Source organism: Exiguobacterium sp. SH1S1 (assembly GCF_004337245.1).
GTDB classification, from domain to species: domain Bacteria; phylum Bacillota; class Bacilli; order Exiguobacteriales; family Exiguobacteriaceae; genus Exiguobacterium; species Exiguobacterium aurantiacum_A.
Map to the genome: position 1 here is coordinate 115,963 of NZ_SJUZ01000001.1, position 19,449 is coordinate 135,411.

Below are 19,449 nucleotides of genomic sequence, written 5' to 3' on the forward strand. Positions count from 1 at the left end.
TTACGACTTCTCGTAGTAATGCTCCCCGCCAAAATAGATGGTCGGGCTGCCGCGACGGATACAATTCAACCCAATCGCCGTCTCGACAGTCGGGTCCGACATCGTGATGATTTCGAGGACCGTATCCAATCCGCAAATCCGATAGTGACAAAATGTAGCAACATCCGATTTGATGCACTCCCACAATTGGAAATGCGTTTCTTGTAGCTGCTCGAGATAGCCTGATCTTGAATAGCGAACGATTTGATGCCCTTCACATTTGTCGTGAGGCGTCATCACCACCCCATCGGCATACGATTCATCGATGATTTCCATGTAGATGATGTCTTCAAAGCAGAGCTTCACGTTCACCACCTCGCTTTGCGGAGAAATTTCATTCGCCTCGAGCCGCTCACGGAAGGAGGCGTTCCGCTTCCTAGTATGGTCGTACAGCTGTAGATTGAACGTCAGGCTTTTGGGGCCGATGTCATAATTGAAAGCGAACACCTCAATCGTCCCGTTATACAGGAACAAATCTTCAAATCTCATTTGAAACCACCTCTCCAGGATGTTCATACTGAAACACACCGTAGCCATATCCTTGCGTCAAATCGCCTCCGATGAACAATGAGACGGTTTCTGTCTCGGTTGGGATTAGGAATCGAACACCTTCCCACTCTTCATAGTGATCCAGAATTGACACAAGTTGATGGATAGCTTGTTCCGATTGTTGAGAGATATCACAGCTCACCTTATACGTTTTCGGCCACACCCATTTTCTACTAGATTCAACTGTATAATTGCTTCCCGTCCGCTTCGCCCATGACTCAATATCTGATAATAATTTATTTTTGTATAAGACGACTTGGAATGAGATAACACCGAATGTGGTTAATAAGTTCGCAATGAATGCCGCAGGGGCCTTCACTTTCGGTAAACCGAACTGTCTCCAATGGCTATCCGGTGACAAACCATAAGCATCCTCCATTTTCAAAGAATATGTATCCGGATCATGAAACGTTTGCCCGTGCGCGATTAAAAAATCGACAATCGATACGTTAGGGTGGTTTTGCTCGAGTATACCCCCTTCTTCCGTATGTAGCTCGCGAGCGTACGGATCATACAAAAAAACTAGTTTTTCATTTGAATAGATGCCGAACGGTAACGTCAAATCGATCCATCGAAGCTGAATCAATTGTGGCTTCGTCACATGTAAGTTCAGCTCTGAAAAGTCTGTCACCCGGTAAGACGCATGCGGCAGACAACCTGACCAAATCGTTTTGAGTTGAAACAAATCAATTTTCTGGAACGTCTTTGCGTGTAGTTGCTGAACATTTATGTTATCGAAGTTCATCGTGCGTTCTCCTTTCGCTCAATGAATTATAAATGATGACGAAAAATATCTTATACTAAGAGAAACTGCTGAAATGGAGTGAGAAACATGCCCAACCTCTCAAACGAAGAAACAATCGACTTGTTAAACACGCTCAAATCGCGCTTTCAAACCCACATGGAGCGGCATCCCGATGTCGTCTGGTCAGACGTGTTGACGAAGCTTGAGACGAATCCGGACCAGCTCCTTACACTCTCTGAAATGGAACGGACCGGCGGCGAACCTGACGTGATTCGACTTCCGAAAGGTGATCTCGCTTTTTGTGACTGCTCACCGGAAAGCCCGAGCGGACGCCGGAGCCTCTGCTACGATGAGCAGGCGTTAGCGGCGCGGAAGAAGAACAAACCAGAGGGGAGCGCCGTCGCGTTGGCCGAAGAGATGGGGATTGAACTATTGGATGAGGTCACGTATCGTCATCTGCAGACGCTCGGCGCGTTTGACTTGAAGACATCGAGCTGGATTGCCACCCCGGGAGCGATTCGTCAAAAGGGCGGCACCTTGTTCTGTGACCGCCGCTATGACCACATCTTCGTCTACCACAATGGTGCGGATTCCTATTACGCGGCCCGCGGGTTCCGAGGGATGTTCATTATTTGAGCAAGGCCAAGTGCCTTGCTCTTTTTATGTGAATAGCCACTTGAAGACGAGCGGAATGTATTTGACGAAAAAGAGACTCACGAAGAAGAGCGACGGTGCTTTCAACAACCAGATGTACCAGGCATTCTCTTTACGCATCATAATCAACACGATGCCATTAATCAAAGCGTTCTGTGTAACATGAGGTTCGTGCATTCATTTACTTACTAACGTCCCCCATCCTGGAAAGGAATCCAGACCAAACGTTGCCGAAAAATCCGGCGACGTATCGTACTTAATTCGGACGTACCATGCCATCGCATAAACCGAAACGAAAACCGAGGCCCAAATCGTCATCCCTAAAAACAAGAAAAAGTCTTTCCATGACTCCACGTCGATAGAGAACACGACGACCAAAATCCCGATCCCAATCACAACGTTAATAATGAACAGCGGTGAAATCGTCAGAATAGAGAATTCTTCCGCTGTCATAAACGACCCTAAAACTAAACTTGAATGTTGGTCCATCAACGCATCCTCATCGCTTTCACGTGCGGTAACAATGCGTCATACAGTTCGACGTATAGTCCCATCCCCAAGCCGATGCCGATAAGTAACAAGATTGCCCCCAAATGTTTTGTCGTCATAAATATAAGGACAACGTGAATCACAATCGTAGCGATGATGCCATCCACGCTCCCTGAACTATCCGTGATCGCTTTTCCCGGTTTAATCAATAGATAAATGCCCGCTGTCGAAAAAAGTACACTCATACAGGCGATTCCGATAACATCAATCCATAATGACATTCTTTGAACTTTTTAATTCTAAATTCGGTATTTGAAATAAAATTAAATTCTAAATTATTCTTTTTCAAATTTTAGAGTCTGCACCCTCGAATGTCTACCAAAATTTTCAAGACGAACCAGTATAACTTGTTCAAATAGGTCATCTCTTACTCCACGGTTGATTAAGTTGACACGATATATTCATAGATTGAAGAGGATAGTATAGACGTTTTTGACACATAAAAAACTGCAGACAAATCGTCTGCAGTCCAATCTTACGCGTGAAGCGTGACGTTCAACTCTTCGGCGACCGCCTTGAAAGCGGCGAGCGCGCGTTCGAGGTCGTCACGGGTATGTTCCGCCGTCACGATCGTCCGGATACGGGCCTTGCCTTTCTCGACCGTCGGGAAGGCGATGCTCTGTGCGAACACGCCGTGGTCTTTCAGCTTGTCCGAGAACGTGTGCGCGAGCGTCTCCTCACCGAGCATGACCGGGGTGATCGGCGTCGTCGCGTGGCCGATGTCGAAGCCGAGGTCACGGAGACCCGATTTGAAGAACTCGGTGTTCGCCCATAGCTTGTCGAACAGTTCCTCTTCTTCTTTCATGACCCGGATCGCCTCACGGTTCGCCGCGACGACCGCTGGCGGGTGTGACGTCGAGAACAAGAACGGACGCCCTTTTTGGATCAAGAAGTCACGGACGTCGTTCGAACAGGCGACGTAGCCGCCGAGGACCCCGATCGCTTTCGACAACGTCCCGACTTGGAGGGCGACGCGGCCGTCGAGACCGAAGTGGTTGACCGTCCCGCGTCCATTCTGACCGAGGACGCCCGACGCGTGCGCGTCGTCGACCATGACCGCAGCATCATACTTCTCGGCGAGCTCGACGATCTCCGGGAGCGGTGCGATGTTGCCGTCCATCGAGAAGACGCCGTCCGTTACGACGAGCCGCGTCCGGTAGTCTTGCGTCTCTTTCAAGGCCGCCTCTAAGTCTTCAAGGTCGGTATGCTTGTAGATGCGACGGGCCGCTTTCGTCAGACGGATTCCGTCGATGATCGAGGCGTGGTTGAGCGCGTCACTGATGACGACGTCTTCCGGTCCGAGCAGCGCTGATAAGACGCCGAGGTTCGTCGCGAATCCCGATTGGAACACGAGTGCCGCTTCCGTATGCTTGAACTCGGCGAGCTCGCGCTCGAACGCTTCATGCATCTCGAACGTTCCGGCGATCGTCCGGACCGATCCCGTCCCGGCCCCGAACGCTTCGACCGCTTCAATCGCGGCTTGTTTTAAGCGTGGGTGGTTGGCGAGTCCGAGGTAGTTGTTCGACGATAATTGGACGAGCGACTTACCGTTGATCATGACTTCGTTCCCTTGCGCCGATTCGAGCGGCACGAGCGAGCGGAACGTGCCCGCTTGCTTCATTTCATTGACTGCTTCTGTAATATGTTCAAATGCCATATCGATTCCCCCTGTTTATGGTAGTAAGACGACTTTCCCGCATTTCCCGGCCCGCATGAGCTCGAAACCTTGCTCGAACTCCTCGAGCTTGAAGACGTGGGTGATGATCGGTTCGACGTTCAATTGGCCGGACGCGAGCATTGTCGACACTTGGCCCCACGTCTCGTACATTTTACGACCGGTTATGCCTTGGACCCGGATTCCTTTGAAGACGACGTCACGCGTCAAATCGAGCGCGACCGGTCGTGCCGGAAGTGACAAGACGTTGACGTCACCGCCCGCCGTCACCATCTTGAACGCCTGGTCGATCGCGACCGGATGCCCGCTCATCTCACAGACGACGTCGATCCCGTCCCCGTCCGTCTCAGCCATGATCAAGTCGAGCGGATTTTGGTCCATGCTGTTGATGACGACGTCCGCTCCCATCTGTTCTGCAAGCTTCAACCGGTACGGATTGATGTCAATCGCATACACGCGGCTCGCACCGGCCGCCTTGGCGACGCCGACGGCCATGAGACCGATCGGGCCGCAGCCGACGATGGCGACAGATTGTGCCGTTACGTCACTTGCGAGCACTGTATGGACCGCGTTCCCGAGCGGTTCTTGAATCGACGCTAGCTTCGACGGCATCGTCTCCGGGTTGACCCATAAGTTCTCTTCCGGCATGACGACATACTCGGCGAAACAGCCTTGTGTGTCGACCCCGATGATTTTCGTATTTTTACAGATATGATACTGGCCACGCAAACATTGTTTACACTGATGGCAGACGATGTGCGTCTCAGCCGACACGGTCTGACCGACTTTGATGCGCTTCGCGCCTTCCCCGAGCGCCACGACTTCCCCTGAAAACTCATGCCCGAACACGTAAGGCGGTTTGACCCGGCTCTTCGCCCAGTCGTCCCATTCATAAATATGGACGTCGGTCCCGCAAATCGATGTCGCTTTCACTTTGATCAATACTTCACCGGCACCCGGTGTCGGAATCGGCACCTCGACCAGCTTTGCCCCAAATCCGGCCGTGTGTTTTTGAATCGCTTTCATAACAGGTGTCGTTGCTTCCTTCTCTGTCGTTGACACGAGCTGTTCCATCGAAAACGTCCCCCTCTTGTCTGTTTGTCGAACTTCACGTTCTCTTTCATCTTGTCATAAAATGACGAAACTGAGAAGATAGAACCTCATTTTTCAACAAAAAAGAGAAGCCATCCGCTCCGATGGCTTCTCTTCACAAGAATAGGACCTATGTCCCGACCGCACAAGCTCATCTAGGTTCGATGATGAGCTTGATGGCAGTTCGTTCTTCCCCGTCAATTAGAATATCCGTGAACGCTGGAATACAGATCAAATCAAGACCGCTCGGCGCGACGAAACCGCGGGCGATGGCGACAGCTTTGATGGATTGATTGAGCGCACCGGCGCCGATCGCTTGAATCTCACACGTTCCTTTTTCACGAAGAACGCCAGCTAATGCACCCGCAACGGAGTTGGGATTCGATTTTGCTGAAACTCTGAGTACGTCCATTCTTGTTTCCCCCTCGGGTAGGTTGTTCAATCAAACCAGACGGTCTGATCATCTAGGTGTATGCGTTCGATCTTGGTCGCTCGTTTCGACTGGTCGTCGATCGTGATTAAAACTCCATTAAGTTGTTCCCGTCCCTCGGCAACTTCAAACCGGACCGGGAGTTGTGTCACAAATTTTTTCAACACGACAGACGCGTCCATGCCGAGGACACCGTCGAGCGGACCGGTCATCCCGACATCAGTGATATACGCCGTCCCGTTTTTGAGCACGCGCTCATCAGCGGTTTGGACATGGGTGTGCGTCCCGACGACGGCTTGGACACGGCCGTCTAGGTGATACCCCATCGCGATCTTCTCACTCGTCGCCTCGGCGTGCATGTCGACGAAGATGGCATCGACATCGTCCCGAACCTCATCGACGAGGGCGTCGACTTTGCGGAACGGACAATCGAGCGACGGCAAGAACACCGTCCCCATGACGTTGATGACGGCAAGCTTCTTCCCGTTCTGCTTGAGCACCATCATGCCGACACCGGGCGTGCCGTCCGGATAGTTGGCCGGACGGACGATGCGCTCGGCGTCGTCGATCCAATCAAAGATTTCACGGTTGTCCCATGTATGGTTCCCCATCGTCACGCCGTGGAATCCAAGTTCGAGAAATTGTTGGTATATTTTTTTTGTGATACCGCGCCCGTTGGCTGCGTTCTCACCGTTGACGAGCATGAACGTCGGACTGTATTTGCTTTTCAAGCGCCCGATTTGTGCTGCCAAGATGTCACGACCCGGTTTCCCGACGACGTCACCGATAAATAAAATCTTCATAAATATTTCCTCCTTCAAAACAGAAAAAGCGGAGAATGTCTCCGCTTTTTACTTCGCATAATCGACGGCACGCGTTTCACGAATGACCGTCACTTTAATTTGTCCTGGATAATCCAGTTCATCTTCGATCCGTTTGCAAATATCGCGCGCCATCTTGTTCGCCACGACGTCGTCGACGACGTCTGGGCGGACGATGATGCGGACTTCGCGTCCTGCTTGGATCGCATATGATTTCTCGACACCTTCGAACGACTCACAAATTGACTCGAGGCGTTCTAAGCGGCGAATGTAACTCTCGAGCGTCTCTTGACGAGCGCCCGGCCGTGCCGCAGACAGCGCGTCTGCCGCTGCGACGAGAACAGCGATCGTCGATGTCGCTTCGACGTCTCCATGGTGCGAGGCGATCGAGTTGATGACGACCGGATGTTCTTTATACTTCGTGGCCAGCTCAACGCCAATTTCGACGTGGCTGCCCTCGACTTCATGGTCGATCGCTTTCCCGATATCGTGGAGGAGTCCCGCTCGCTTGGCGAGCGTCACGTCTTCCCCGAGCTCGGCGGCCATCATGCCGGCGAGGTGGGCCACTTCGACCGAATGGGCGAGTACGTTTTGACCGTAACTCGTCCGGTAACGCATGCGTCCGAGTGTTTTGATAAGGTCAGGATGTACCCCGTGGATACCAGCCTCGAACGTCGCTTCCTCACCGTATTCACGGATGCGCTCATCGACTTCGCGGCGTGACTTCTCGACCATCTCTTCGATCCGGGCCGGATGGATCCGTCCGTCTTGCACGAGTTTTTCTAGCGTCATCTTGGCGATCTCACGACGGACCGGGTCAAATCCGGACAAGATGACCGCCTCAGGCGTGTCATCGATGATGAGATCGATCCCAGTGAGCGTCTCGAGCGTGCGGATGTTACGTCCTTCACGACCGATGATGCGCCCTTTCATCTCGTCACTCGGCAAGTTGACGACGGATACCGTCGTCTCAGCGACATGTTCAGCCGCATAACGTTGCATCGTGAGAGACAACAAGTGTTTCGCTTTTTTATCAGCTTCAAGTTTTGCTTTTTGCTCGATGTCTTTTTGAAGGAGAGCAGCATCGTGAAGCGCTTCCTGCTTCGCTTCGTCCATGATGATGGTTCGTGCTTCTTCTTTCGACAAGGCCGCCACGCGTACAAGTTCTTGACGGGCTTCCTCGTATAATTCCTCCACTTTGCTTTCGAGCGTCTCTGCTTCACGTTTCCGTTTCGCAATGCCCGCCTCGCGTTCATCCAAAGCATCTTCTTTCCGTTCGAGCATGTCTGCTTTCCGGTCAAGAAGCTCTTCTTTTTGAACGAAGCGATTCTCTTTCACTTTCTGCTCTTCGCGACGTTCACGTAACTCTTGTTCCGTCTCATTGCGAAGTTGAATCATCTCTTCTTTTACTTCAAGCCGTGCCTCTTTTTGCATCGCTTCCGATTGTTGTTTCGCTTGCTCCACAATCTTGGTCGCTTCCGTCTCAGCACCTTGAATCTTCGCTTCGGCGATCGATTTACGCACAAAAAAACCTGCAACAAAAGCTATCGGCAAAAGGAGGATCAGAATAAGCCAATTTAGCCATTCCATCATGTTCACCTCCCTTTCGCAAGGTTATTTTATTTTTTTAAGATTGAATGACACGGGGGGACCCGCGCATAGCTTTATTGTACTTATTTACTTGTTAGAATGCAATGCAAGGACAGGATAGAACTCCCAATTCCTTAAAAAATATTGTGATATACAAAAACCCCGCTCGGACGCATCCGGCGGGTCGCTTGCTTAATCTTCTTCGATGAGTGAGAGCACTTCATCACTGTCGGCTTCGACCGTGACCGTCTTCTCACCGTTGAGACCGTAGTGATCGCGAATTTGTTGTTCGATCGCTGCGGCGATTTGTGGATTTTCTTTCATGAACTGCTTCGCATTTTCACGACCTTGTCCAACGCGTTCTTCGTTGTACGAATACCAAGCACCGCTTTTTTGAACGATATCAAGATCGGCACCGATATCGATGAGTTCACCTTCACGTGAAATCCCTAGACCGTACATGATGTCGACTTCAGCTGTTTTAAATGGTGGGGCGACCTTGTTCTTGACGACTTTGATCTTCGTCCGGTTACCGACCATTTCTTGGCCTTGCTTCAACGTCTCTGCACGACGGACTTCTAAACGAACCGACGAATAGAATTTCAAGGCACGTCCACCTGGAGTTGTTTCCGGGTTCCCGAACATGACACCGATTTTTTCACGAATCTGGTTGATGAAGATGACGATCGTCTTCGATTTGTTCGTCGCACCCGACAACTTACGGAGCGCTTGGCTCATGAGACGAGCTTGAAGTCCCATGTGTGAGTCACCCATCTCACCTTCGATTTCAGCTTTTGGTACGAGTGCCGCTACCGAGTCGACGACGAGGATGTCGACGGCACCAGAACGAACGAGCGCTTCTGCGATTTCGAGCGCTTGCTCCCCTGTGTCCGGCTGTGACAAGAGCAGTTCATCGATGTTGACACCGAGGTTGTGCGCGTACTTCGGATCGAGCGCGTGCTCCGCATCGACGAACGCTGCTTGGCCACCGCGTTTTTGGACTTCAGCGATCGCATGGAGCGCCACTGTCGTCTTACCTGAAGATTCCGGTCCGTACACTTCGATGACACGGCCACGTGGATAGCCGCCTGCGCCGAGCGCGATGTCGAGGGCGATCGATCCTGACGGAGTGACGGATACTTGTTGATCTGTATTTTCACCGAGGCGCATGATTGAGCCTTTACCGAATTGTTTCTCAATTTGGCGTAATGCCATTTCTAACGCTTGTTTACGATCACTCATAGATTAATGAGCCTCCTTTGATTTGTATCTTCATTATAAACGAACCCAACCTTTTACACAAGGTTTTTACGAACGTTTATTCGCCTTTTTTCATTCGTTGCCACAATGCCCATAACCCATCTTTGGCCGCGCGCGCCTGGATGACGTTCCGCTGTTGGTGTGGATAGACGCGTTCGATCACTTCCATACCTGACGGCGTCTTCACCCCGATGAACACGGTGCCGACCGGTCGACCCGAATTTGAGACGGGTCCGGCCTCACCGGTGAAGGACAATCCGTAATCCGAATTCGTCTGATCAGCGAGCCCTTGGATCATTTCTAAAGCAACTTGTTTTGAGACGACCGACTGTGACTCAATTGTAGCAAGGGATACCCCTAAAAACCTATTTTTTAGCTTGTCCGAGTATGTGACGACGCCTCCTAGAAAGACTTCTGACGCCCCTGGGACCGCCGTCAGCATCGCTTGGACTTGTCCCCCGGTCAACGATTCGGCGATCGATAGCGTCGCGTGGCGCCGTCTTAGCTCGCGAATCAAATGCGCAGCCAGCGTATCCTCGTCCGAACCGAAATAATAGGCGCCGACACGAGACAGAATGTCTCGTTTGACGCGGTCGATCATCTCCCGGGCCGCGTCCTCGGTCTCCGCTTTCGCGCTGACACGCAGTCGCGCTTCCCCTGATTCCGCGTACGGGGCGACTGTCGGGTTCACCCCGTCCATTAGATCGGATACCGCCTCGTCAAGCGCCGACTCACCGATTTCATAAAAACGTAGTGATTCAGAAACGATCGTCGCACCCGAAAACTTGCTCGGAAACGTCGCTTCGACAATCGCTGTCATCTCGCGTGGCACCCCGGGCAAGAGCAGCCACGTCGTCTCGTCCTCGACCCACATGCCGGGAGCGAGACCGGCCGGATTGTGGAGCACTTCAGCTCCTGATAAAACATCTGCTTGTCTGGCGTCCCCGTCGTTCATGGCTCGTCCCCGCGAGGCGACAAAGCGTCGGATCGTGTCTAAAGACGCTTCGTCCCGAACGAGCGGACGGTCGAGCAAGTCAGCGAGCACTTGTTTCGTGATGTCATCATTCGTCGGACCAAGTCCACCGGTGACGATTACGAGTTCGCTCCGCCGCTTCGCTTGCTCGAACGTTTCTCTCAGGCGATCGAAGTTATCCCCGACCACTACATGATACAGCACGGACAGTCCATATTTCGACAACTGCTCTGATAAGTAACGGGCGTTCGTGTTCGAGATTTCCCCTAAGAGTAGTTCAGAACCTACCGCAATGATTTCGGTCCGTTTCATCGAAGTTCCTCCTTTGATTCAAAAAAAAGACGAGTTGCTCCCACAACTCGCCTGTCGTCGATTTACATCGATTTTACAATGATCTTATAGTTTTGTGCGAAATACTCGGCCCCAGAATAAATCGTCAAGACGAGTGCGAGCCACATCGCCCACTCCCCGAACGGGATGCCGATATAGTTGAAAATCGGGTTGCCGAACAATAAGAAGATGATGGCAAAGAGCTGGACCCATGTCTTCGCTTTACCCGACTTACCGGCTGCCACGACAATTCCTTCATCAGCCGCGACGAGACGAAGCCCCGTCACCGCGAACTCACGTGACAAGATGACGACGACGACCCATGCCGCGACGAGGTCCATCTCGACGAGCAAGACGAGCGCCGCCGTGACGAGTAACTTGTCAGCGAGCGGATCCATGAACTTGCCGAAGTTCGTGACCAAGTTGTGCTTACGGGCCAAGTGCCCGTCAAGCCAATCCGTAATCGCTGCGATCGTAAACACGACCGCGGCGATGAATTGATGGAGCGGTACTTCCGCCCCGAGGAAAGCGATGTCTCCCCAGTTAAAATCTACAGCGAGCAAGACGACGAATACGGGGATGAGCAAAACCCGCAACATCGTCAGGCGGTTAGGTAGGTTCATCGAGAACTCCTCCTCTAGAAGACGTCGACTTATTCAGCGTCGACTCTCTTCACAAATATATTTTGTGTGACCGGAGAATCAGCAAGCTCAAGCTCACGGCCGTTGACGACAATCTTCTCGACGCCACCGATCAAACCGATCCGAATCCGAAGCGTATCTGTTTCGGCACCTTCGATGACGATCGGGTTTTGTTTCGATTGGTTCGGATATTCCGGTGCAAGGAACGCTCCTTCAAGCGATGTATCGCGAACGCCGACATAAGTCGCCGGTGATTCTTTGACGTGAATCTCGGTCGTCAGCTTGTCAGCTGTTGCGATCTCATACGTGAGGTCGGCCCCGTTCGTTTCCGTCACCGCGATCGGTCCGGTTTCTTCTGGCGGCTCTTCCTCGGCCGGTGTTTCTTCGACCGGCGCTTCTTCCGTCGGCTCTTCTTCAGGGACGTCTTCATTTTGATTGATCGTCACGCCTGAAGCCGGTGGTTCAGCCGGTGTCGCGTCCTGTCCGCCTCCAAAATCGAGATTTCTAACGACGTAGTAGACCGCTGTCACAAGCAAGAAGGCGACAAGCACGAGCATGATTTTCGGCACCCATCTCGAGACGCGGCTCGATGTCTCGGAAGCTTTTGAATAAGTTTGCTTACGTGATAATTGAGCGGTCGGTTGCGGTTCGATTTTCGGTAAATCTTTTGCATATGTCTCGTAAAGCTCATCGACATCAAGACCGAGCGATTCCGCATACGTTTTGATGAACGCCCGTGCATAAAACGAACCAGGGAGATTTTTATAATCACCTTCCTCGATCGCGATGATATAGCGTTTTTGAATCTTCGTCGTCTGCTGAATTTGGTCAAGCGTCAGACCGCTCGCCTCACGCCTTTGTTTCAAAAAAGTCCCTAGTTCTGTCAAAGGGGTCCACACCTTCCATTCAATTAATTATTCAAACCATTCTGCTTCACGATTCGTTTCTTGCGGAATGATGATGATTTCATCTTGGTTGTTTCGCAGTTCGATAATATAGTCAAAGTCCTCAAACACGCAATCGGTATTGCGGACGTAAAGATCGGGATGCTCGATCACTTTGACGGCAGGCAGACGCATGACTTCCCGGATCAACTGACGATGACGTTCGTCCATCGTCCGCGTCGAAACGGCGCCGTCGATTATGTAGACGTGATCGCCTTCTCGTTCTTCTTCAAACAGTGACGTCCGGACCGTCTGTTTCATGAGCGTCGACGAGAGAAACAGCCAACGCTTGTTTGCGCAGACGCTCGCCGCGACGATCGACTCTGTCTTGCCGACGCGCGGGTTGCCCCGGACACCGATCAACAGATGTCGTTCTTCTTTCATCAGTTCAGCGACAAAATCGACGAGTACCCCTAAATCTCCACGCACGAAGCGAAACGTCTTTTTGTCGTCGTTGTCGTGTTCGATATAGCGGCCGTGACGGATCGCAATCCGGTCCCTCAGTTTCGGGCGGCGGAGTTTGATGACGACGATTGCTTCCATCTTCCGCAAAATATGCTCGAGCCGATGGACGTGATCGGCGGCCGGTGCCTTGAGCAACATCCCACGACGTTGCAGATCGACCCCGTTGATGGTCACGATCGAGATTTGGAGCATCCCCATCAGCGAGGCGATATCGCCGAGGATACCGGGGCGATTTTGGCAAAGTTCATATTCGAGATACCATTCTTCGAACTTATGATCCATCTCGTCCACCCTTTCCGAATGTAGGCTCGCTACCTTGTTCATTCTAAATTATTTTAGAAGAATTGAAAAGAACTCGTTTCAACCGAGACGACAAAGTTTTTACTGCCAACCGCCATCGACCCGTAACACCGTGCCGGTCACGTAGGACGCGGACGGTGAACAGAGGAAACGGATCGTCTCGGCAACTTCTGAGACATGACCGAGACGGCCGAGCGGAATCTCATCTCTAACGTCTTGTTTCGTCTCTTCTACCGTATCATTCATCGGCGTCTCAATCCACCCCGGCGTGATGGCATTGATGCGAACATTGAACGGGCCGGCCTCGCGCGCGAACGCTTTGACGAAGCCGAGCTGTGCCGCTTTGACGGTCGAGTACATCACTTCTCCGGCCGCTCCGACTTCCCCCCAGACGCTCGAGACGATGACGATGTCGAGCGGGCGATCGTAAGCTTTTTGCCCGACGACGTGTTGAACGAGTCGAACCATCGCGCGCACATGAACGCGATAGAGACGATCGAGTTCAGTGATGTCCGCGTCGACGAGCAGCCCGTAGGCGTGGTTACCGGCGACGTGAATAATCCGATCGACCGCGCCGACCGTAGCGAGCCAGGCGTCTAGCTCCTGGTCGTCGCCGAGGTCGCACGTGACGACTTGTCCTGACAAACCCTCTGTCTTCACGAACGCTTCGAGCGCTTCCGTGTTCGCGTACGCATGTAAGATGAGCTCATCATCGCGAAAGGAAAGGGCGACGGCACGACCGATCGCCCCACTCGCCCCGGTGATGAGTGTCGTCATGGTTTTTTGACGACACAGACGGTCCGTTGATCCGGTTTGAACAATCGGTCATACGTGTCGTATAGGTCTTCAAGCGTGACCGCGTCTAGCAGCTCAGGCAAATCGAACATGTTCCCGCCCGTTAGCGCGTAGCGTGAAAATTGGTTGGCGATGAACTCGGGTGAGTTGAGCGCCTTCAAAAACTGCCCTTTCATCATCCGTTTCTTACGGTCGAGTGTCTCATTTCCAATGTCGAGCGGACGCTCGAGCACCTCGGTGATGCGGGCGACGAACGCATCGACATGCGGTGTCTCCATCGACAGCACGGCGAAGGCGAACGATTCTTCCGACGTATAGTCGAACGAGAAGGCATCATCGATCAACCCTTCGGCGTAAAGCTCTGCATAGAGCGGCGCCGTCGTGTCAAACAAGGCGTGCATGAGCAGTTCGACGGCCAGTTCTTGTTTCATCCCGTCTTCCCCGGCGCGTGGCGTGTCCTTGTAGCCGATCATGACTTTCGGGACTGATACGTCCATCTCGATGACACGCGTGGCTAAGCGGACCGTTCTCGGCTCTTGCACGTGTTCGCGTTCAGTGAGTACAGGCGGTTCGAACGTTTTCGCGGCCTGATTCGAACGGATCTGTTCGAGCACGATGTCAGGGTCGATGTTGCCGACGACGAACAGCGTCATGTTACTCGGATGATAGAACGCTTGATGACACGCATAAAGGTCAGCGGCCGTGATCGCGCTGATCGACTCGATTGTTCCGGCGATATCGATTTTGACCGGATGCGCTTCATACATCGCCTCGATCAAACCGAAATAAAGACGCCACCCTGCGTTGTCTTGATACATTTGAATCTCCTGGCCGATGATGCCTTTCTCTTTCTCGACCGAAGCCTCCGTAAAGTACGGATCTTGGACGAAATCAATCAACGTCTTTAAGTTTGCCTCGACGTTTGACGTGGCACCGAACAAATAAGCGGTCCGGGTGAATGATGTGAAAGCGTTCGCCGACGCCCCGAGCTGTCCGAACTTCTGGAACACATCACCGTCCTCTTTTTCGAACATTTTATGTTCAAGGAAATGGGCGATGCCGTCGGGTACTTCGATCCAGTCGTCCGTTTTGAAGCGGCGGTCGATCGAACCGTATTTTGTCGTGAATGTGGCGTACGTCTTTTCATATCCAGCTTTCTTCAGCAAGTAGACCGTCAGCCCGTTATCGAGAACGACGTGATGAATCGTCTCACCGACGTTTGGAAAATCTAGTTTCATGCTGTCCCCCCCTTTAAACAATAAATCGCCTTCAGTTTGATTTGACTAGAGAGCGCGGCCACGTCTTCTCGCGTGGTCCGGGCAAGGATGGCCATCTCTTCTTCGAGTGAGAACGGACGGATGTCCGAGCCACTCATCCAGGCGATCAGTTGACGCGGACTGTCACCGAGTTGGCGCCGTTGATGGAACAACATCTCTTTCGTCTGCTCAAGCGTCATGTCATCGAACTCTCCTGCTTGCAGGTCGGCAAGTTGGTCGGCAATGATTTGTTCTGTTTTTACTTGGTTCAAGGCATCGATCCCGGCGTAGACGAACAACATCCGGCTAAGCGAACTGTATTGCGACGCCGCATAGTACGCCAAGCTCTCCTTTTCACGGACGTTCATGAACAGTTTCGAGTGTGGGAACCCACCGAACAAGCCGTTGACGACTTGCATCTTGATCGCGTCCTCGCTGCGCGGGTCAACGTTGGCCTCATAGGCGAGGTGAAGTTTACTCTGCTTCACGTCCTGCTGTTCCTCAAGTCGCTGAAACTCTCGGTCGACCGGTTCAGGATACTCTCGGACGAGCGGCGAGCCGAGCGTCTCGAGTGGCAAAAACGCCTCGGTCACTTGGTCACGCGTGACGTCCCCGACGACGTAGACGTCGATGCGGTCGTGCTTGATCATGGACGTGTACGCCTCATAGAGCGATCGCGGCGTCACCTGGTCAAGTTGTTCGAGTGTCCCGAGCGACGGGATCGCGAGTTCTCCGCCGAGCAGTTCTTGCAATCGCTGCTGGGCGAAGCGCATTTTATCATCGTATACCGACTCGATACGTTGACGCTGTAGACGGGATTCTTGTTCGACGATGAGCGGTTGGAACGCGTCGTCGTAAACGTTCGGGCGGAGCAATACTTCTTCTAATAGCTTGATCGCCTGAGACAGGACCGGTTCCCCGACGAGCCGGTCGTTCACGACTTCTAGTTGGAACTGGATGACATGCTCTTTCCCGACTTTTGACGCACCGGCGAATAGGCTAGCATCATATAATTGTTCGAGCGGTGTATGAAACAGTTCAATCGACGGATACGCCGCCGTCGCTTTTTCCATGACGTACGGCAGTAGCGCCCGGTCGGCAATCGTCTCTGCAGACAACGGCGCCGCGAACGAGACGAGGCACGTCGTCGTTTTGAATTTATCGGTCGGATAGACCGAGTAGTGGAGCTGGTTACGGAATTGTTCGATCCCTTTCATGAATCATCTACTCCTTTTTCGTTTTCGGTTGGAACACGGACGCACCGCGCGCATACTCTTGATCGGGTACGCCCGCCACCACGTTGGCATAACGGGCGGCCGTGAACAAGTAATCGCTTAAGCGGTTATAGTAAGACAATTGACGAACGGCCGCATCGATGTTGACGAGCTCGCGTTCGACGCGGCGACAGACCGTCCGGGCGACGTGCAGACTCGCCGAGGCCACGCTGCCCCCCGGCAGAATGAAGCGGACGAGTTCCGGACACTTCGTCTCTAGTTCATCGATCCACGTCTCGAGCTCGGTGACGATCGCTAAGTCGACTTGCTGCGGCGGATCTTGTTTGTACATCAGTTCTGAACCGAGGTCGAACAGATCGTGCTGGATTTTCGTCAGTTGATCCCGTAACGTCGCGTCCGTCTGGTGCGCGAGCGCGAGACCGATGTGACTGTTCAATTCATCTAACAATCCCATCGCCTCGATTTGCGGGTGTACTTTCAAGACGCGTCCGCCGATCAATGACGTTTCACCCTTGTCGCCTCCACGTGTATATCGCTTCATGTCATTTCCTCCTCTATGCCACAAATGGTGACCCATAGGAGTCACCATTGTCGTTATGATTGCGGTTGGTCGTAAGGGAGCCGAATTGTGAACGTCGTCCCTTCGCCGTACACGCTCGTGACGTCGACCGTGCCATGATGGGCGTCGATGACATTCTTGACGATGGCGAGTCCGATGCCTGTTCCGGTCTTCCCGCCGCTCGTCCGGGCCTTGTCCGCTTTATAGAACCGCTCGAACACAAACGGCAAGTCCTCTTTCGGGATCCCGCTGCCGGTATCGGTCAAACAGATCAAGAAGCCGTCTGCTTCTTCGGTCGCCTCGAGCCGAATCGCTCCGCTCTCGGTGTGGGCGATGGCGTTGCCGATCAAGTTCGTGAACACTTGTTCTAACCGGTCCCCATCCGCTTCAATCATCCGCTTCGGAGCCACGGTCGACAACGTGATCCCTTTCTCGTTCGCCATCTGGTTAAACTTGCGCATCACCCGAGGTAAAAATTCGCCGAAATCGAACGCCGCGAACTGCATCGTCTCTTTCCCTGATTCGATTCTCGCCAAATCGAGTAAATCGTTGACGAGCCGGGCAAGCCGTAACGACTCGTCGTAAATGATCGAAGCGAATTCTTTCGTCGCCTCGTCACTTTCGGTCATACCGTCGATGATCGCCTCGGAATAGCCTTGGAGCGTCACGAGCGGTGTTCGCAGCTCGTGGCTGATGTTGGCGACGAAGTCGGTCCGCATCTTGTCGAGGCGGTGACTTTCGGTCGTATCACGGATGACGACGACCGCTCCCTCGAAATCTTCCTCCCCGAGGAGCGGTGTGACCGTCAACGTGTAGTAGTGATCGTCTTGCTTCACTTCAATCGTCTTCTCAGGCGCACCGCCGACGACGTCTTCGTAGAGCGCGAGCACGACTTCGTGCGGTTGATCGTCGTGCAATAACGGCTGTGCCTGCGGGTTCGTCACGATCACGTTCGCATGGCGATCGAGCGTGATGACACCGTCTGCCATCGAACGTAGAATCGAAGCGAGCTGCAGCCGTTCGCGGTCGAGCGCGTTCACGTATGTCGACAGCTGGCTGCTCATCGCATTGAATGAGCCGGCAAGTTCACCGATTTCGTCATTCGTCTTCTGGACGAGCCGCAGATCGAACTGTCCTTCACCCGTCTTATTGACGGCATCCCTCATCTCACGCAGCGGGGCCGTGATCCGGGTCGATAAGAAGAAAGCGAACACGGTCGTGACGATGATCGCCGAGGCGACCGTCCAAAAGATGATTGTCCGCGCCCCTTCATTCGCGCTTGAGATCGCATTGAGCGGCTCAATCAAATAGAGTGTATACTCGCCCGTCTCAAGAGAGAACGTCGTCCGATACGCCAAGGCAGCCTGGTCATCGAACGACGAGAAGTTCCCGATCGCCGTCTCCCCTACAGCTTGATAAGGACCCCATGACTGACGTCCGAGTTCGGTCATCAAGCCATCGACTTCCGTGCCGAAGTTCGAACGGACCGACCCGTTCTCTAAAATATAGTTCGCTCCGTACACTTCGATGATTTGGTCGACCGTCCGTGACGAATCGCCTTCCTCTAGCAAGACTGACTGGACTTGCCCACCGAGTTTCGCTAAATGCCCACGTTCCTGATCAATATGGAACGAGTTGAAGAACTCGAGCATTAGGACGGATACGATGAACAAAATCAGGCTGACCAACACGAGGATCGTCAGCCACAGCTTCGTGACAATACTATTGCGGCGGATCATCACTCACTGACGACTTCAAACTTGTATCCGACACCCCATACCGTCGTGATCATTTGGGCCGCGGATGGAGAGACACGGTTCAATTTCTCACGAAGCCGTTTCACGTGCGTGTCGACCGTTCGAAGGTCTCCGAAAAATTCATAGTTCCATACTTCTTTTAACAGTTGCTCCCGCGAGAACACTTTATCGACTTGTTTGGCCAGGAAGAATAATAGCTCATACTCTTTCGGCGTGAGGGCGATTTCTTCTCCGTCGACCGTGACGCGGTGTGCGTCATTGTCGATCGTCAAATGCGGGAACACGATCAAGTCTTTCGACTTTTCGGCCGTTTGCAAAAACTTTGTCGAACCTGAGCGACGGAGTAGCGCTTTGACGCGTAAGACGACTTCACGAGGACTGAACGGTTTGACGATGTAGTCGTCCGCGCCGACCTCGAACCCTTGAACCCGGTCAATCTCCTCACCTTTCGCCGTCAGCATGATGACAGGTGTCGCTTTCGTTTTACGGAGTTCGGTACACACCTCGACCCCGTCCATCTTCGGCATCATCAAGTCGAGCAAGATGACGTCAAAGTCGCCTTCAAGTGCGAGTTGAAGCGCTTCTTCACCATTCGTCGCTTCTTCGATCACGTATTGCTCCCGTTCTAGATACATTTTTAACAGTCGGCGAATTCTTTCTTCGTCGTCGACTACTAGAATTTTTGTTTTATCAGCCATCAACTAAACCTCCCAGAGAACCATTACAAGATGTAGCGAATGTTGCACAATTGTGAACATTTCGCTCTCTTTCATAACTATACCACTCTATT

21 protein-coding genes are annotated in these 19,449 nt (G+C 52.7%); 1 reads left to right on the forward strand and 20 read right to left on the reverse strand.

The window, feature by feature from the left end; translation table 11 throughout:
- Together EVJ23_RS00605 and EVJ23_RS00610 are read right to left on the reverse strand one after the other, a co-directional pair.
- A complete protein-coding gene (locus EVJ23_RS00605; protein WP_131463646.1) occupies positions 1–528 on the reverse strand; it encodes a hypothetical protein in 528 nt (175 codons plus the stop codon).
- Positions 518–1,333, reverse strand: coding sequence for a hypothetical protein (locus EVJ23_RS00610; protein WP_131470803.1), 816 nt, complete (start codon positions 1,331–1,333; stop codon positions 518–520). Before EVJ23_RS00610 ends, EVJ23_RS00605 begins: the two co-directional genes overlap by 11 nt.
- Positions 1,334–1,420: 87 nt before the next feature.
- Between EVJ23_RS00610 and EVJ23_RS00615 the strand changes: the two genes are divergently transcribed.
- Positions 1,421–1,969, forward strand: a complete 549-nt coding sequence (locus EVJ23_RS00615; RefSeq protein WP_131463650.1) for a DUF4256 domain-containing protein — start codon at positions 1,421–1,423, stop codon at positions 1,967–1,969.
- 195 nt (positions 1,970–2,164) lie between these two features.
- Here the strand turns inward: EVJ23_RS00615 and EVJ23_RS00620 are convergent, their stop codons facing one another.
- From EVJ23_RS00620 to EVJ23_RS00705, 18 genes are all read right to left on the reverse strand, one after another.
- Positions 2,165–2,476: a hypothetical protein gene (locus tag EVJ23_RS00620; protein ID WP_131463652.1), complete on the reverse strand. Its 312-nt coding sequence runs from the start codon at positions 2,474–2,476 to the stop codon at positions 2,165–2,167.
- Entirely contained in the window at positions 2,476–2,721 is a 246-nt protein-coding gene (locus tag EVJ23_RS00625) for a hypothetical protein (RefSeq protein WP_131463654.1), read from the reverse strand. The genes EVJ23_RS00620 and EVJ23_RS00625 overlap by 1 nt, the downstream gene beginning before the upstream one ends.
- Positions 2,722–3,011: 290 nt before the next feature.
- On the reverse strand, positions 3,012–4,193 hold the full coding sequence (locus EVJ23_RS00630) for a glycine C-acetyltransferase (protein WP_070327133.1): 1,182 nt from the start codon (positions 4,191–4,193) through the stop codon (positions 3,012–3,014).
- Positions 4,194–4,208: 15 nt separating this feature from the next.
- Positions 4,209–5,285: an L-threonine 3-dehydrogenase gene (gene tdh / locus EVJ23_RS00635; protein WP_070327132.1), complete on the reverse strand. Its 1,077-nt coding sequence runs from the start codon at positions 5,283–5,285 to the stop codon at positions 4,209–4,211.
- 169 nt (positions 5,286–5,454) lie between these two features.
- The gene (locus tag EVJ23_RS00640) at positions 5,455–5,715 is read right to left on the reverse strand and encodes a stage V sporulation protein S (RefSeq protein ID WP_016509762.1); all 261 of its coding nucleotides are present in this window, start codon (positions 5,713–5,715) and stop codon (positions 5,455–5,457) included.
- Positions 5,716–5,741: 26 nt separating this feature from the next.
- Entirely contained in the window at positions 5,742–6,536 is a 795-nt protein-coding gene (locus tag EVJ23_RS00645; protein ID WP_035386387.1) for a TIGR00282 family metallophosphoesterase, read from the reverse strand.
- A 48-nt stretch (positions 6,537–6,584) separates the two neighbouring features.
- Positions 6,585–8,147 carry a ribonuclease Y gene (gene rny, locus EVJ23_RS00650; RefSeq protein WP_370246299.1) on the reverse strand — a complete coding sequence of 521 codons (1,563 nt, stop codon included), beginning with the start codon at positions 8,145–8,147 and terminating at the stop codon, positions 6,585–6,587.
- 189 nt (positions 8,148–8,336) lie between these two features.
- Positions 8,337–9,386 (reverse strand): recombinase RecA, encoded by a 1,050-nt coding sequence (gene recA / locus EVJ23_RS00655; protein ID WP_070327130.1) that lies wholly within the window; start codon positions 9,384–9,386, stop codon positions 8,337–8,339.
- Positions 9,387–9,462: 76 nt separating this feature from the next.
- Complete coding sequence (locus EVJ23_RS00660; protein WP_131463656.1) at positions 9,463–10,689, reverse strand: competence/damage-inducible protein A; 1,227 nt, start codon at positions 10,687–10,689, stop codon at positions 9,463–9,465.
- A gap of 62 nt (positions 10,690–10,751) precedes the next feature.
- Positions 10,752–11,330 (reverse strand): CDP-diacylglycerol--glycerol-3-phosphate 3-phosphatidyltransferase, encoded by a 579-nt coding sequence (gene pgsA / locus EVJ23_RS00665; RefSeq protein WP_035386389.1) that lies wholly within the window; start codon positions 11,328–11,330, stop codon positions 10,752–10,754.
- A gap of 29 nt (positions 11,331–11,359) precedes the next feature.
- Positions 11,360–12,214: a helix-turn-helix domain-containing protein gene (locus tag EVJ23_RS00670; RefSeq protein ID WP_233589550.1), complete on the reverse strand. Its 855-nt coding sequence runs from the start codon at positions 12,212–12,214 to the stop codon at positions 11,360–11,362.
- A gap of 48 nt (positions 12,215–12,262) precedes the next feature.
- Positions 12,263–13,039, reverse strand: a complete 777-nt coding sequence (locus EVJ23_RS00675) for a YmfK family protein (RefSeq protein WP_071397654.1) — start codon at positions 13,037–13,039, stop codon at positions 12,263–12,265.
- Positions 13,040–13,138: 99 nt separating this feature from the next.
- Entirely contained in the window at positions 13,139–13,834 is a 696-nt protein-coding gene (gene ymfI, locus EVJ23_RS00680) for an elongation factor P 5-aminopentanone reductase (protein ID WP_131463658.1), read from the reverse strand.
- Positions 13,831–15,090: an EF-P 5-aminopentanol modification-associated protein YfmH gene (yfmH, locus tag EVJ23_RS00685; protein WP_131463660.1), complete on the reverse strand. Its 1,260-nt coding sequence runs from the start codon at positions 15,088–15,090 to the stop codon at positions 13,831–13,833. Before yfmH ends, ymfI begins: the two co-directional genes overlap by 4 nt.
- The gene (gene yfmF, locus EVJ23_RS00690; RefSeq protein WP_131463662.1) at positions 15,087–16,325 is read right to left on the reverse strand and encodes an EF-P 5-aminopentanol modification-associated protein YfmF; all 1,239 of its coding nucleotides are present in this window, start codon (positions 16,323–16,325) and stop codon (positions 15,087–15,089) included. Before yfmF ends, yfmH begins: the two co-directional genes overlap by 4 nt.
- A gap of 7 nt (positions 16,326–16,332) precedes the next feature.
- Positions 16,333–16,884, reverse strand: a complete 552-nt coding sequence (locus EVJ23_RS00695; protein ID WP_131439764.1) for a cob(I)yrinic acid a,c-diamide adenosyltransferase — start codon at positions 16,882–16,884, stop codon at positions 16,333–16,335.
- Positions 16,885–16,937: 53 nt separating this feature from the next.
- Positions 16,938–18,641 (reverse strand): HAMP domain-containing sensor histidine kinase, encoded by a 1,704-nt coding sequence (locus EVJ23_RS00700; protein ID WP_071397658.1) that lies wholly within the window; start codon positions 18,639–18,641, stop codon positions 16,938–16,940.
- Positions 18,641–19,357 carry a response regulator transcription factor gene (locus EVJ23_RS00705; RefSeq protein WP_070327120.1) on the reverse strand — a complete coding sequence of 239 codons (717 nt, stop codon included), beginning with the start codon at positions 19,355–19,357 and terminating at the stop codon, positions 18,641–18,643. Before EVJ23_RS00705 ends, EVJ23_RS00700 begins: the two co-directional genes overlap by 1 nt.
- Between the last annotated feature and the right edge of the window lie 92 nt (positions 19,358–19,449).